The organism is Streptococcus sp., from assembly GCF_030825805.1.
Classification (GTDB): domain Bacteria; phylum Bacillota; class Bacilli; order Lactobacillales; family Streptococcaceae; genus Streptococcus.
In genome coordinates, this window is record NZ_JAPJPF010000020.1 from 1 (window position 1) to 15,144 (window position 15,144).

13 protein-coding genes and 1 pseudogene are annotated in these 15,144 nt (G+C 41.8%); 12 read left to right on the forward strand and 2 right to left on the reverse strand.

Features of this window, described 5'->3' with window-relative positions; all coding sequences use genetic code 11:
* Positions 1 to 130: 130 nt before the first annotated feature.
* From RCH62_RS04495 to RCH62_RS04530, 8 genes and pseudogenes are all read left to right on the forward strand, one after another.
* Positions 131 to 214 (forward strand): annotated as a pseudogene (locus RCH62_RS04495) (DNA-3-methyladenine glycosylase I); the annotation flags it as partial.
* Positions 211 to 894: a CPBP family intramembrane glutamic endopeptidase gene (locus RCH62_RS04500; RefSeq protein WP_125330087.1), complete on the forward strand. Its 684-nt coding sequence runs from the start codon at positions 211 to 213 to the stop codon at positions 892 to 894. The pseudogene RCH62_RS04495 and the gene RCH62_RS04500, both read left to right, overlap by 4 nt.
* A 283-nt stretch (positions 895 to 1,177) precedes the next feature.
* Positions 1,178 to 2,878, forward strand: a complete 1,701-nt coding sequence (locus tag RCH62_RS04505; protein ID WP_306474729.1) for an acetolactate synthase large subunit — start codon at positions 1,178 to 1,180, stop codon at positions 2,876 to 2,878.
* Positions 2,871 to 3,347: an acetolactate synthase small subunit gene (gene ilvN / locus RCH62_RS04510; protein ID WP_006594976.1), complete on the forward strand. Its 477-nt coding sequence runs from the start codon at positions 2,871 to 2,873 to the stop codon at positions 3,345 to 3,347. The genes RCH62_RS04505 and ilvN overlap by 8 nt, the downstream gene beginning before the upstream one ends.
* Positions 3,348 to 3,565: 218 nt before the next feature.
* Positions 3,566 to 4,588 carry a ketol-acid reductoisomerase gene (ilvC, locus tag RCH62_RS04515; protein ID WP_023027688.1) on the forward strand — a complete coding sequence of 341 codons (1,023 nt, stop codon included), beginning with the start codon at positions 3,566 to 3,568 and terminating at the stop codon, positions 4,586 to 4,588.
* A gap of 214 nt (positions 4,589 to 4,802) precedes the next feature.
* Positions 4,803 to 6,053: a threonine ammonia-lyase IlvA gene (ilvA, locus tag RCH62_RS04520; protein WP_306474730.1), complete on the forward strand. Its 1,251-nt coding sequence runs from the start codon at positions 4,803 to 4,805 to the stop codon at positions 6,051 to 6,053.
* Positions 6,054 to 6,114: 61 nt separating this feature from the next.
* Complete coding sequence (locus RCH62_RS04525) at positions 6,115 to 7,002, forward strand: SPFH domain-containing protein (protein ID WP_023022202.1); 888 nt, start codon at positions 6,115 to 6,117, stop codon at positions 7,000 to 7,002.
* 109 nt (positions 7,003 to 7,111) lie between these two features.
* Positions 7,112 to 7,327 carry a hypothetical protein gene (locus RCH62_RS04530; RefSeq protein WP_006594972.1) on the forward strand — a complete coding sequence of 72 codons (216 nt, stop codon included), beginning with the start codon at positions 7,112 to 7,114 and terminating at the stop codon, positions 7,325 to 7,327.
* Positions 7,328 to 7,522: 195 nt separating this feature from the next.
* Here RCH62_RS04530 and RCH62_RS04535 read toward each other — a convergent pair whose 3' ends face one another.
* Positions 7,523 to 8,263: an amino acid ABC transporter ATP-binding protein gene (locus RCH62_RS04535; RefSeq protein WP_009732258.1), complete on the reverse strand. Its 741-nt coding sequence runs from the start codon at positions 8,261 to 8,263 to the stop codon at positions 7,523 to 7,525.
* Positions 8,263 to 9,825: an ABC transporter substrate-binding protein/permease gene (locus tag RCH62_RS04540; protein WP_123160851.1), complete on the reverse strand. Its 1,563-nt coding sequence runs from the start codon at positions 9,823 to 9,825 to the stop codon at positions 8,263 to 8,265. Before RCH62_RS04540 ends, RCH62_RS04535 begins: the two co-directional genes overlap by 1 nt.
* A gap of 119 nt (positions 9,826 to 9,944) precedes the next feature.
* On the opposite strand from RCH62_RS04540, the gene RCH62_RS04545 reads away from it, so the two are divergent.
* The 4 genes from RCH62_RS04545 (at position 9,945) to RCH62_RS04560 (ending at position 15,063) form a co-directional block, all read left to right on the forward strand.
* Positions 9,945 to 11,852, forward strand: a complete 1,908-nt coding sequence (locus RCH62_RS04545) for a DUF2207 domain-containing protein (protein ID WP_306474731.1) — start codon at positions 9,945 to 9,947, stop codon at positions 11,850 to 11,852.
* 309 nt (positions 11,853 to 12,161) lie between these two features.
* The gene (locus tag RCH62_RS04550) at positions 12,162 to 12,998 is read left to right on the forward strand and encodes an undecaprenyl-diphosphate phosphatase (RefSeq protein WP_023022205.1); all 837 of its coding nucleotides are present in this window, start codon (positions 12,162 to 12,164) and stop codon (positions 12,996 to 12,998) included.
* A gap of 164 nt (positions 12,999 to 13,162) precedes the next feature.
* Complete coding sequence (gene mecA / locus RCH62_RS04555) at positions 13,163 to 13,909, forward strand: adaptor protein MecA (protein ID WP_306474732.1); 747 nt, start codon at positions 13,163 to 13,165, stop codon at positions 13,907 to 13,909.
* Positions 13,906 to 15,063, forward strand: a complete 1,158-nt coding sequence (locus RCH62_RS04560) for a glycosyltransferase family 4 protein (protein ID WP_306474733.1) — start codon at positions 13,906 to 13,908, stop codon at positions 15,061 to 15,063. The genes mecA and RCH62_RS04560 overlap by 4 nt, the downstream gene beginning before the upstream one ends.
* Positions 15,064 to 15,144: the final 81 nt, after the last annotated feature.

The following is a 15,144-nucleotide window of genomic DNA, read 5'->3' on the forward strand; positions in this document are numbered from 1 at the left end:
AGTAGAGCCCACTCAACCACTGCGTCTTGCTCGACAATCCAAAGACAATTGAGAGTAGCTGGGTCAAAATGAACAACCCGCTATATGTATCCTACAATGATGAGGAGTGGGGATAGCCCCTCCACGATGACCAGTCGCTGTTTTGTCCTTTATGCAGGCTGCAGATCTGGTTGATGACCATGAGAATGATTGTGAATGGAAAGGTTTTAAATGATGTCTAATAAAAATAAGGGAATCCTGATTTTTGCGATTCTCTATACAGTTCTTTTTGAGTTTGATGGCCATAAATTGCTGGCTTCGTTGATGCCATCTGCCATTGCGAATTATCTACAATATCTACTCTATGTAGTATTAGCTCTATATGGCTCTATCTTGTTCAAGGATAGATTAATCCAACAATGGAATGAGATTAGAAAAACTAAAAGAAAATTCTTCTTTGGCGTCTTAACAGGCTGGCTCTTTCTCATTCTGATGACTGTTGTCTTTGGATTTGTATCAGAGATGTTGAGGCAGTTTTTTGGGCTGGTCGGACAAGGTCTAAACCAGTCGAATATTCAAAACACCTTTCAAGTACAACCGCTACTGATAGTTGTTTTTGCTTGTGTCATTGGACCTCTGGTAGAAGAATTATTTTTCCGTCAAACTCTATTGAGATATTTGAGAAAAAGTCTGCCAACTTGGCTGAGTATCTTTATAGCCAGCCTTGCTTTTGCCTTAACTCATATGCATAACTTGAATCTATCCGAGTGGGTCGGTGCAGTCTATTATCTAGGTTCTGGCCTTGCCTTTTCTATTATTTTTGTGAAAGAAAAGGAGAATATCTACTATCCCCTACTTGTTCACATGCTAAGTAACAGCCTCCCCTTCATCATTTTAGCTATCGGTAGTATGTGATGAAAATGCTAGTAACGATACTGAAAAAGAGGCTGGGACAAAAGTCTCTTATCTCCAAAAAAAGCAACGGTTTCGCAATTGGGAATCTCTAGCTTTTTTGTGACTGAGAACTTTTTGTCCCAGACTCCTTTTTTGATTGGATTGTTCTTTTTTAGGAGAATTCTCATTATTCGTATTTGGATAGAAAATTCAGAAAATTTGTGATTTTTACTTGAATTATTTTCCAAAAATGGTATGATAGTAGCATGCTCATTTGATAATCAAAGAAACAGAAAGGAGAGACATGGAGAAAATTACCTTAGAAACTGCAAAGACAGGTTCAGAGCTTGTGCTAGAAACGCTTCGAGATCTTGGGATTGATACCATTTTTGGGTACCCAGGTGGAGCGGTTTTGCCCCTTTACGATGCTATTTATAGTTTTAAAGGGATCAAACACATTCTTGGCCGACATGAACAAGGCTGCTTGCATGAAGCTGAAGGCTACGCCAAATCAACTGGAAAGTTGGGTGTCGCAGTCGTCACTAGTGGCCCTGGGGCAACCAATGCCATTACGGGTATTGCTGATGCCATGAGTGATAGTGTCCCTCTTCTTGTATTTACTGGACAGGTCAACCGTTCCGGTATCGGGAAGGATGCCTTCCAAGAGGCAGACATTGTTGGGATTACCATGCCAATCACCAAGTACAATTACCAAGTACGAGAGACCGCAGATATTCCACGGATTATTACTGAAGCGGTCCATATTGCGACAACTGGGCGTCCAGGCCCTGTCGTCATTGACCTTCCAAAAGATGTCTCTGCCTTAGAAACAGATTATATATTCAACCCAGCAATCAACATTCCAAGTTACCAGCCGACCATTGAGCCAAATGAATTGCAGATTAAGAAAATCTTGAAGCAATTGGGCAAGGCTAAACAGCCAGTTCTTTTAGTTGGTGGTGGCGTCAGCTATGCAGAAGCGGCGGACGAATTGGTAGCCTTGGCTGAGCGCTATCAAATTCCTGTGGTAACTAGTCTTCTAGGACAGGGAACGATTGCGACCAGTCATCCTCTCTTCCTTGGGATGGGAGGTATGCACGGTTCCTTTGCAGCCAACATTGCCATGACCGAAGCGGATTTTATGATTAGCATCGGTTGTCGTTTTGATGATCGTCTGACAGGAAATCCAAAAACCTTTGCGAAGAATGCCAAAGTCGCTCACATTGACATTGACCCGGCAGAGATTGGTAAAATCATTGCAGTTGATATTCCAGTAGTTGGCGATGCAAAAAAAGCCCTACAACAGTTATTAGCAGAGCCAGTGGTTCATAACAATACGGAGAAATGGGTCGAGAAGGTTACCAAAGATAAAAATCGGGTTCGTTCTTATGATAAGAAAGAACGCGTGGTCCAACCCCAAGCGGTTATTGAACGTGTTGGTGAGTTGACTAAGGGGGATGCCATCGTCGTGACAGACGTTGGACAACACCAAATGTGGGCAGCTCAGTACTACCCATATCAAAATGAACGGCAGTTGGTGACTTCTGGTGGACTAGGGACCATGGGATTCGGTGTGCCAGCCGCCATTGGTGCTAAGATTGCCAACCCAGATAAAGAAGTCGTGCTCTTTGTCGGAGATGGTGGTTTCCAGATGACCAACCAGGAATTGGCTATCTTGAATGTTTACAAGATTCCAATCAAGGTCATTATGCTCAACAACCATTCACTGGGGATGGTTCGTCAGTGGCAAGAAGCCTTCTATGATGGGCGGACATCAGAGTCTGTCTTTGAAACCTTGCCTGACTTCCAATTGATGGCCCAAGCCTACGGGATTAAAAACTACAAATTTGATAATCCTGAAACCCTTGAGAAAGATTTAGAAGTCATTACCGAAGATGTACCGATGTTTATCGAGATTGACATTTCTCGTAAAGAACACGTTCTACCAATGGTACCAGCTGGTAAGAGCAATCATGAGATGTTGGGGGTGAAGTTTAATGCGTAGAATGTTAACAGCCAAACTTCAAAACCGGTCTGGGGTCCTCAATCGCTTTACCGGTGTCTTGTCGAGACGCCAAGTCAATATTGAGAGTATCTCAGTGGGAGCGACAGAAAACCCTAATGTATCACGGATTACCATCATTATTGATGTTGCGTCTCATGATGAAGTGGAACAAATCATCAAGCAACTCAACCGCCAGGTCGATGTGATTCGCGTTCGAGATATCACAGATAAACCTCACCTAGAACGTGAAGTGATTCTGATCAAGGTCTCAGCACCTGCAGAGAAACGGGCAGAATTGCTGGCGATTATCCAGCCTTTCCGCGCGACTGTGGTTGACGTAGCTCCGAGCTCCATCACCGTGCAGATGACAGGAAATGCAGAGAAGAACGAAGCTCTCCTGCGTGTCATTCGTCCTTATGGGATTAAGAATGTCGCACGGACTGGTGCAACTGGCTTTACCCGCGATTAATACTCTTCGTAAATCTCTTCAAACTACGTTAGCGTCGCTTTGCCGTAGGTATATGTTACTGACTCCGTCAGTCTTATTTACAACCTCAAAGCAGTGCTTTGAGCAACCTACAACTAGCTTCCTAGTTTGCTCTTTGATTTTCATTGAGTAAAAGAATCCAACCTAAATTTGTTAAAACAGCCTAAGAGGCAATAAAAATAGAAAAGAGAGAAAAAACTATGGCAGTTCAAATGGAATACGAAAAAGATGTAAAAGTAGCAGCACTTGACGGTAAAAAAATCGCCGTTATCGGTTATGGCTCACAAGGTCATGCCCACGCACAAAACTTGCGTGACTCAGGTCATGATGTGATTATCGGTGTACGTCCAGGTAAATCTTTTGACAAAGCAAAAGAAGATGGTTTTGATACTTACACAGTAGCAGAAGCAACTAAATTGGCTGACGTCATCATGATCTTGGCTCCAGACGAGATCCAACAAGAATTGTACGAAGCAGAAATTGCTCCAAACTTGGAAGCTGGTAATGCTGTTGGATTTGCACATGGTTTCAACATCCACTTCGAATTCATCAAAGTTCCTGCAGATGTAGATGTCTTCATGTGTGCGCCTAAAGGACCTGGTCACTTGGTACGTCGTACGTATGAAGAAGGATTTGGTGTTCCTGCACTTTACGCTGTCTACCAAGATGCTACAGGAAATGCTAAAGATATCGCAATGGACTGGTGTAAAGGTGTTGGTTCAGCACGCGTTGGTCTTTTGGAAACAACATACAAAGAAGAAACGGAAGAAGATTTGTTTGGTGAACAAGCTGTTCTTTGTGGTGGTTTGACTGCCCTTATCGAAGCTGGTTTTGAAGTCTTGACGGAAGCTGGATACGCTCCAGAATTGGCTTACTTCGAAGTACTTCACGAAATGAAACTCATCGTTGACTTGATCTACGAAGGTGGATTCAAGAAAATGCGTCAATCAATTTCAAACACTGCTGAATACGGTGACTACGTGTCAGGTCCACGTGTCATTACTGAGCAAGTGAAAGAAAACATGAAAGCCGTTCTTGCGGACATCCAAAATGGTAAATTTGCTAATGACTTTGTCAACGACTACAAAGCTGGTCGTCCAAAATTGACTGCTTACCGTGAACAAGCGGCTAACCTTGAAATCGAAAAAGTTGGTGCTGAATTGCGTAAAGCAATGCCATTCGTTGGAAAAAATGATGACGACGCCTTTAAAATCTATAACTAATGAGGTGATGGTGAAGTTGGGAGAAATCCCAACTTCTTTTTCATCAATAGAGAGATGATTTGGAAGTTTTTTTCAACCATTTAGCAGAATCTGTATGAAGAGACGTGCCATATCGAGCATTTTGGGTGATTTTTCTGAAAATTTGGAAAACACGCTGAAATTTTTGCAGTCTTTTGATATAATTAGATGAAATAAGGAGAAGAAGAGGAAGACTATGATAACATCGAAAGATATCATAAAAGCCCACAAGGTCTTAAAGGGTGTGGTTGTTGAGACTCCCTTAGATTATGATCATTATTTATCCGAAAAGTATGGAGCGAAAATCTACTTAAAGAAGGAAAATGCTCAGCGCGTTCGTTCCTTTAAGATCCGTGGAGCCTACTACGCGATTTCTCAGTTACATGCAAAAGAGAGAGAGCAAGGAGTAGTCTGTGCTTCTGCGGGCAACCACGCTCAAGGAGTTGCCTACACTTGCCGAGAGATGAAAATCCCAGCAACTATCTTTATGCCGATTACGACGCCTCAGCAAAAGATTAGCCAGGTTCGTTTCTTCGGCGGAGAGTATGTGACCATTAAATTAGTAGGAGATACCTTTGATGCTTCTTCTAAGGCAGCGCAGGAATACACCGAGGTTAAAAACTGTACCTTCATTGATCCATTTGATGATGCCAACGTCCAAGCGGGTCAAGGGACTGTAGCCTACGAAATCCTAGAGGAAGCTAAAAAAGAGTCGATTGACTTTGATGCTGTGTTAGTACCAGTTGGTGGGGGAGGTCTCATCGCTGGAGTATCCACCTATATAAAGGAGCAAGCACCAGAGATCGATGTTATTGGGATCGAAGCAGATGGAGCTCGGTCGATGAAGGCGGCATTTGAAGCCGGAGGCCCGGTCAAACTCAAACAAATTGATAAGTTTGCGGATGGAATCGCTGTTCAAAAGGTTGGCCAGCTGACTTATGAAGCAACGAAAAAAAATGTTGAGACCCTAATTGGAGTAAACGAGGGCTTGATCTCTGAGACCTTGATTGATCTTTATTCCAAGCAAGGCTTGGTTGCAGAACCGGCTGGTGCTGCCAGTGTTGCGGCTTTAGAAGTGTTGAGAGAGTATATCAAAGGGAAGACCATTTGTTGTGTGATTTCTGGTGGGAACAATGATATTAACCGGATGCCAGAGATGGAAGAGCGAGCTTTGATCTATGATGGTATCAAACACTACTTCATCGTCAACTTCCCGCAACGTCCAGGAGCTTTGAGAGAGTTTGTAAATGATATCTTAGGGCCAAATGACGATATCACGCGGTTTGAGTACATCAAACGGGCAAGCAAGGGGACGGGCCCAGTTTTGATTGGGGTTGCTTTAGCGGATAAGCATGATTACGCAGGACTGATCAATCGGATTGAACAATTTGACCCCTCTTTCATTAATTTAAATGGAAATGAAACTCTCTACAACATGTTGGTATGATGGATTCTTTAACAAAGAATCACTTCTAAAAAGTAAATAAAATATAAAGGAGAATCAGAAAATGATTTGGATTTTTCTATTGGCTATTTTAGTCGTTGGAGCTACTGTATTCATTAGCTCGCTCTATGTGGTGAAACAACAATCTGTTGCAATTATTGAGCGTTTTGGACGCTATCAAAAGATCAGTAACAGTGGGATTCATGTCCGTGCACCATTTGGAATCGATAAAATTGCGGCGCGTGTGCAATTGCGTCTCTTGCAAAGCGAGATTGTGGTCGAAACAAAGACACAAGATAACGTATTTGTTACCATGAATGTAGCGACACAATACCGCGTAAATGAAAACAATGTAACGGATGCTTACTACAAATTGATGCGCCCAGAAGCTCAGATCAAATCTTACATCGAAGATGCCTTGCGCTCATCTGTTCCAAAGTTGACCTTGGATGAATTGTTCGAGAAAAAAGATGAAATCGCCCTTGAGGTTCAAAAGCAAGTAGCTGAAGAAATGTCGACCTATGGGTACATTATCGTAAAAACCTTGATTACTAAAGTTGAACCAGATGCTGAAGTGAAGCAATCTATGAACGAGATTAATGCGGCTCAACGGAAACGTGTGGCAGCCCAAGAACTGGCAGAAGCTGATAAGATCAAGATTGTTACAGCAGCCGAGGCAGAAGCTGAAAAGGATCGTCTTCACGGGGTCGGGATTGCAGAACAACGGAAGGCTATCGTAGATGGTTTGGCTGATTCTATCAAGGAATTGAAAGATACCAATGTGAATTTGACAGAAGAACAGATTATGTCCATTCTTTTGACCAACCAATATTTGGATACTTTGAATAACTTTGCAGAAAAGCAAGGAACCAATACCCTCTTCTTACCAGCAAATCCGGATGGCGTAGAGAATATTCGTACTCAAATACTTTCAGCTTTAAAAGCAAAATAATAAAATATCTGACTTTTTTAAAATTGTTCGTACTTTCAGCTATTATGGTTGACAAAATATGCAAAAAATTTTATATTAGTATTGGAAATAATAATATAGGAGAATGATCATGGCTAAATCGAACTTCGAAAAAGTGGAATCAGTTGTTGGTTGGGTACGTGATAAAAAGATCACTGGGTATCGTATCAGTAAAGAAACGAACGCCCGTGAAATGTCTATCATTGCACTTGCGCAAGGTCGTGCAAAAGTGAAAAACATCTCGTTTGAAACTGCGCTTGGCTTAATCGATTTTTATGATAAGAATCATCAAAAATTTGAAAATTAAAATACTATATAAAAAAGAAGGGAACAAGCTTCCCTTCTTTTTTATATAGTATAAATCAGGATATCGTAGGAAAGTATCACTAGCTGGATCCCTGGCTATTAAAGGATTTTAACAAGTTTATGTGTGGGATTTCACTTTCATTTAATGGTATTCGAAAACTCCCTCATCGGAATCATTCCAGTGAGGGAGTTTGTTTTAATTTAAGAAACGTTGTAAGAATTCTTTCGTCCGTTCTTCTTTTGGATTGGTAAAGATTTCTTTTGGATCACCTTGTTCAGCGATGACCCCTTTGTCCATAAAGATAACACGACTTGAGACGTCTCGGGCAAATTCCATTTCGTGGGTGACCACGATCATGGTTAGGCCTTCTTTGGCTAAGTCTTGCATAATTTTAAGAACTTCTCCGACCATTTCAGGGTCCAGAGCTGAGGTTGGTTCATCAAACAAAATGGCATCAGGATCCATAGAAAGGGCCCGAGCAATAGCCACCCGTTGCTTTTGTCCTCCTGAAAGTTGTTTTGGACGAGCAGCCCAATAAGGTTCTCCCATGCCAACTTTCTCTAAGTTCGCTTTAGCAATTTTCTCTGCTGTTTCTCTGTCCCGTTTCAGTACGGTAGTCTGAGCAACAATGGTATTTTCCAAGACATTTAAGTTTTCGAATAGATTGAAGCTTTGGAAAACCATGCCCAATTTTTCCCGATAGTGGGTGAGATCGTAATCAGGATCGAGAACGTTCTGTCCCCGGTAGAGGATTTCTCCATCAGTCGGAGTTTCTAAGAGATTAATGGAGCGAAGGAAGGTAGATTTCCCGCTACCAGAGCTCCCGATAATGGAGATAACTTCACCTTTCTCAACAGAAAGAGAGATGTCCTTCAAAACTTCGTTTTGACCGTAGGATTTTTTTAAGTGTTTGATTTCAAGTATTTTTTCTGCCATTATTTCACCTCTTTGACTTGCATTTGATTGGCACCAGTTGTGTAGGTATCAGAGTCTAAGCGACGTTCGATGTATCGAAGGATACGGGTGATGGTGAAAGTCAGGATAAAGTAAATTACCGCAATAATGGTAAAGGTTGGGAAGTATTGGTAGTTTTGAGTTGCGACCGTATTTCCTGTAAAGTAGAGTTCAACCACAGAGATAACATTCAAGACAGATGTATCCTTGATGTTGATGACAAATTCATTCCCTGTCGCTGGCAAGATATTCCGAACGACCTGTGGGAGAACGACCTTGCGCATGGTTTGTCCATGGGTCATCCCCAGAGCGGTAGCCGCTTCAAACTGGCCAGTATCCACTGCTAAGATTCCTCCACGAACAATCTCACTCATATAAGCTCCTGTGTTGATCGAAACAATAAAGATAGCAGCCCAGGTACGATCCAAGGAAATGTTAAAGGCTTGGGCTGAACCGTAGAAAATAACCATGGATTGAACGATCATCGGAGTACCACGGAAGATTTCAATGTAGACATTGAGGAACCAACCGAAGAATTTTTGCAAGGTAGCTAGAGCCTTGTTTTTAGACGTAGGAGCAGTTCGGAAAACACCGATTAACAAACCGATAATCAAACCAGCAATGGTCCCTGTCATAGAGATTAAGAGGGTCATTCCAGTTCCTCGTAAGAACTGTGGTCCATTATCTTTCAAAATCTTCATCATTTGGCTGAAGAAAGTCTGCTCATCATCACTAGCATCGTTGGAAGCGGGTTGCTTCTCAATCATATCATCCATGAGTTTGACTTGGTCTTCAGCCGAAATTTTAGCTAGTGTAGCATTGACTTGGTCGATTCGACTGTCGCCTTTTTTCATCCCGATAGCAATGGTCGCATCTTCCTCCCCGACTTCAAAACCTTTTTTGAATTGGATCATCTTAAATTTTGAATTAGCAGATTCAGCTGTCAAGGCTTCGGGCCGCTCAGAAACATAGGCATCGATAACACCAGATTCTAAAGCTTGACGCATCTGGGCGAAATCCCCCATAGCGGTTTCTTGTTTGGCGCCCTTGAGTTGGGAGATGAGAGAATAGAGGTAGACCCCTTGTTGAGAGGTGACCTTTGCATCCTTGAAGTCATCTAGACTAGTGGCATTCGCATAGTTTCCGTCTTTACGCACCAGCATGACCGGCTCACTGGTATAGTAGCTATTAGAGAAAGCGACCTCTTTCTTGCGCTCGGCAGTCGGACTCATTCCAGCGATGATCATATCAATTTTACCAGAAGTGAGGGCGGGGATTAGTCCGTTCCAAGATGTTTTAACGATCAGAGGTTTTTTACCTAGTCCCTCAGCAACCTTTTTTGCGATTTGGACATCGTATCCGTTGGCATATTGGTTGGTGCCATCAATCTTCACGGCTCCATTTGCATCATCCTCTTGGGTCCAGTTGAAAGGAGCGTAGGCGGCTTCCATCCCGATCCGGAGATATTCGTCTGCTTTTACAATATGGCTCATTCCCAGGCATAAAAGTAGTCCGGTAAAGAGAGCATAAATTGTTTTTTTCATGTAGTCTCCTCTTCCTATATAAATAGTATCATCTTATTGTACAGGAAATTGGCCTACTTTTCAAACCTGATAGCCTTTTCATAAAAAAATGCTATAATATACCAAAGGAGTATAGGAAAATGAAAAAAATTCTGTATGTTCTATTTGCAGTGATGACCTGTCTATTTGTAACGGGTCTTGTCAAGGCGGATGGTCCTTCCTATGAGATTCAGTCTTATCGGGGGACTTTAATCTTGGAAACTTGGGATGATGCTACTTATGAGGAAGAATTGGTCTATCATTTTACAACTTCCTATAAAGGCCAATATGTCACCTTGGGATCAGCGGGTAAAATGCCTCAAGGTTTTGAAATAGTAACTCCTCCCCTGGTGGAAGTAGAAGGCAGAACCTTGTCACAAGAACCAGAAGTTCAAAATTTAGGTGATGGTTATCAGGTTAAGATTTACAATGGCGGAAGCGCAGGAGATACCGTCAAGGTGAAGGTTACCTGGCAGTTAAAAAACCTGCTCTATGTTCATCGGGATATCTTGTTATTGAACTGGAAGCCGATCAGTGATGGGGATCAGGGGGTCAAAAAAGTAGAGTTACAGATTATCCCGAAATTTGCTTCAGAGGTTTCAAAATCAGAATTAAATATTCATACATCTTATATGGGTCCAGATGCATCGATACAGAAGGAAGGTGCCAACTATATTGCGAGCTTAAAAAATTTAAAGCGCAAAGAAGGTGTTGAAATTTATGCTTACTGGTTGAAATCGGATGTAGCTTCCTTTGGGGAATCAGATAGGGATTCAGGCTTGATGGAGGAGGCCAACTATCATCGGACGGAAGCTGGAATTGTTCAAAAACGGACCTGGATTCGCCTATTTATGAAGGTCCTACTTCCAATCCTTGTTCTGCTTTTCCTTCTTCTTGCTATTTATTATCGTCATCGCTTCATGCAATCTGTTACTTCTGCCAAGGTTTTTCCGAAAAATAGTCGCTTGTATGAGATTCCAAATAACGTTGCGCCTCTACTAATGGCTTCAATAGTTTATTCTACAGAGCTAGATGAAATCTCTCCAACCAAAAAACACGCTCGGGGAGCCTTTAAATTTGATCAGTTAGTGCAAGCTACCTTACTTGATTTGATTGATCGAAAAAATATCATCTGTGAGCAATACGACACTCATACAGTTTTAACGATTCAAAATGAAGATACATTGGATGAATTTGAGCGAGAGTTTCTTAGACTTGCATTTGGTTCTCAAAAATATTGTAGAACAGATGACTTGTTTTCAGATTATGAAATTTCAGATTCTCTCTATAAATACGCTTCTAAGAAAGATCAAGATGCCATTCGTGAGCGAGGAAAACAAGCGCAAAATCGGATTGATGCAGCGATTTCTCGTGTCTCTCAAGCTGTTCAGCAGAAGATCCAAACATTTACCCTTCCTTCTTATTATCGTCCCTTAGAGTCTGGGGAGGAAAGTGCAGGACGTAAAAGTCTCTTCTTTGGATGGGCTGCATGGAGCATTGCCTTGGTAGCTGGTTTAATAGCTTATTTTGTCTTAAACTGGCTCTCTATCTTTTGCGTGATGTATGTGTTGGTGATGTGGATCCTTCCGACATCCTTCCAAGGGAAGTTCAGCCTCTATCAACGGGATGGGGTCCCAACAGAGCTCGGAGCTGAGCAACGCTATTATTGGGATAGCTTCCGTAATATGTTGCGGGATATCGCTCATTTGGAAGAAGCAGAAATTCAATCGCTGGTTTTATGGAATCGCTTATTAGTCTATGCTACTCTGTTTGGTTTTGCAGATCAAGTAAGCAAAGTGATGAAGCTTCGTCAAATCCACTTAGAGAACCCAAGTATGGATGCCTATGTCTACACTCCGTTTCGTAGTAATCTAATCCATTCCAGCCGTCTCTTATCTAATTATGGAACGACCGCTACAACCGCTAGTCATTTTACAGTATCTTCAGGCGGTAGTTCTGGGGGTGGTTTCTCTGGAGGCGGTGGAGGCGGTGGCTTCGGTGCTTTTTAGAGTGACAAATGTGCCGTCTAGCCAATCTTGTGTTTACAATTTCATAGGAGGCTGGGACAAAAGTCCTAGCCTCTCAATTGTCTTTGGATTGTCGAGCAAGACGCAGTGGTTGAGTGGGCTCTACTAGGCTGATTTTATCAGCTTTTACAGCCCTACTCAACTGTGCGGAGGTGGGACGACGAAATCGAATTCTAACGAATGACCGATTTCTGTCCCACTCTCTTTTAGTCTAAGCATCCTTGCAAGCGCATCTGGTTCTATGGCTAGAAATGTGTTATAATATAGCAAATGCAAGTTTAGGAGAAAAAGATGTTTATCATTGAACTGATAAAAGCGATTCTTTTTGGAATTGTTGAAGGAGTCACAGAGTGGCTTCCAATCTCAAGTACAGGTCATTTGATTTTGATTCAAGACTTTATCCAGTTTAAGGATCAAAACCCTGCCTTTATGGAGATGTTTAATGTCGTTATTCAGCTAGGTGCCATTATGGCTGTCGTTGTGATTTACTTCGACAAGCTTTATCCATTTAAGCCTGGAAAATCGAAAAAAGAGGTAAGACGAACTTGGCAATTGTGGGCCAAGGTTGCTGTGGCGACCCTACCGTTGCTCTTTGTCTTTAAATTGGATGATTGGTTTGAAGCTCATTTTCATAACTCTTTTTCTGTAGCCATCATGTTGATTACCTATGGTTGGGCCTTTATTTACCTTGAAAAACGGGAGCAAGTAGAGCCGGAAGTGACGGAATTACACAAGTTGCCTTATAAGACAGCTCTCTATATTGGGTTGTTCCAAGTCTTGTCGCTTTTCCCAGGAACCAGTCGGTCAGGTGCAACAATTGTAGGTGGTTTGGTCAATGGAGTTAGTCGCTCAGTTGTGACAGAATTCACCTTTTATCTGGGGATTCCTGCCATGTTTGGGGCTAGTCTATTAAAGGTCGCTAAGTTTGTTTTGGGAGGAAATGCTTTAAGCTTCAGCCAGGGAACAATCCTTTTAGTTGCTATGGCGGTAGCCTTCGGTGTTAGTATGGTAGCGATTCGCTTCTTGACAGACTATGTCAAAACTCATGACTTCACAGTCTTTGGGAAATATCGGATTGTTCTGGGAGCGATTTTGCTTGTCTACGCAGTGATTAAAATTTTTATCTAATAATGAAATTGGAGTGTTTCTTCCTTTTCTTCAAACTGCTATGTTTGCGGGGGAGGAAGTGCTCTTTTGTTTAAGTCTTGTTTCCTATCTAAGGAGGGGGTCATGTTTTGAAAAATATGTCCCTTTTTAGTATAATAGAAAGACTAATAGTATGAGGTGCAGTCATGAAGATGAAGCAAATCAGTGATTCAACCATTAAAATCACGATTCAATTAGAGGATTTAGAAGAACGGGGCATGGAAATGGCCGATTTTTTGGTGCCTCAAGAAAAAACAGAAGAATTTTTCTATACCATCTTAGATGAATTAGAAATGCCGGAAAGTTTCTTAGACAGTGGCATGTTGAGTTTTCGAGTGACCCCTAAGCCAGATAAACTCGATGTTTTTGTGACCAAATCAAAAATTGATCAGCATTTAAATTTTGAAGATTTTTCCGATTTGCCTGATATGGAAGAATTGTCGCAAATGTCTCCGGACGAATTTATCAAAACCTTGGAAAAAACCATCTCTGAAAAGAGTAAGGGAGACGGCGATGCGATCCGTCATTTAGAAGCTGAGGAATTGGCTGACGAAAATCAGATTTCAGAAGAAGATACATCGAGTCATCCAGTAGATACACGGTATATTTATTATATCCTCCAGTTTTCTCAGTTAGAGGAAGTGATTCGGTTTACAAAAACAGTTCATTATGCTGTTGAGACTTCTGAACTTTATAAAATGGACGGGATGTACTATTTAACCATCCTGATCGATTTGGAAGGGTGTCCGCAGGATTATCCAGGTTGGCTTTTGGCAACCATGCGTGAATATGCGGAAGATACAGATACTACTAGAGCTGTCCTTCAGGAACATGGCCATCTCTTGCTCGTCTCAGATGCTATTCACGAACTTCAAAAGGTTAATTTGGTATGATTACTTTTCCGTTACAATTTATCCTGGTCCTGATTGCAACTTTTTTGATCAGTTTGATTCTAACTCCCTTTGTGAGGTTATTGGCGTTTAAAATAGATGCCGTAGACTATCCAAATGCGCGTCGGATCAATAAGAAACCCATGCCCAGCGCTGGTGGTTTAGCTATTATTCTTGCTTTTACCATTGCAACCGTCATTTTGTTGCCGATGATTACAAAGGGGCATGTAGCTAAGACATCTTATCTGACCTATACTTTGCCAGTTGTCGTTGGAGGATGGATTATAGGTCTAACTGGTTTAATCGATGATATAAAAGAATTATCACCGCGGTTAAAGATGCTGGGGATTTTCCTAGGATCTAGTGTGATCTGGTTTTTTACAGATTTTCGCTTGGATGATTTTAAGATCCCTTTCGGGGGTCCATTTCTTCATTTTGATCCATGGTTGTCCTATATTTTAACAGTCATTTGGATCATTTCGATTACCAATGCGGTCAATTTGATTGATGGTTTGGATGGCCTGGTCAGTGGGGTTTCGATTATTTCCTTGGTGACGATGGGGATTGTTTCTCATTTCTTTCTTCCAGTGCCCAATCTCTTCCTGACCATGACGATTTTTGTCTTAGTCATGGCCATTGCTGGTTTCTTCCCCTTTAATTATCATCCAGCGATTCTTTATTTAGGGGATACAGGGGCCCTCTTCATTGGTTTTATGATCGCTGTTTTGTCCTTGCAAGGTCTTAAGAATGCGACGGCTGTTGCGGTGGTTACGCCGATGATTATCTTGGGAGTTCCAATTACGGATACCTTTTTAGCAATTGTCCGTCGGACTCTCTCTGGTCAGAAGTTCTATGCACCAGATCGGAATCACTTGCACCATCGCCTACTTTCTTTGGGCTTAACGCATCGTGGGACCGTTTTGGTCATCTATGGAATTTCGATGATTTTTGCCATGATTTCTCTTCTGTTGAATATCTCTACTCGTATTGGTGGTGTTCTGCTTGTTATTGGCTTGGTATTAGGTGTTGAGCTCTTAGCGGAATTGATTGGAGTCCTAGGCCCTCACCATAGTCCGCTCCTCAATTGCTTACGTTATATAGGAAATTCTGCCTATCGAGAGGAAGTTCGACAAAATAGAAGAAATAAGACTAAATAAGAACGATTCTAAACACCAGAAAAGCCTTTTAGGCTTTTTTTTGTTATACTAGATAAGACAAAACTCTATAGCAGAAAGGAA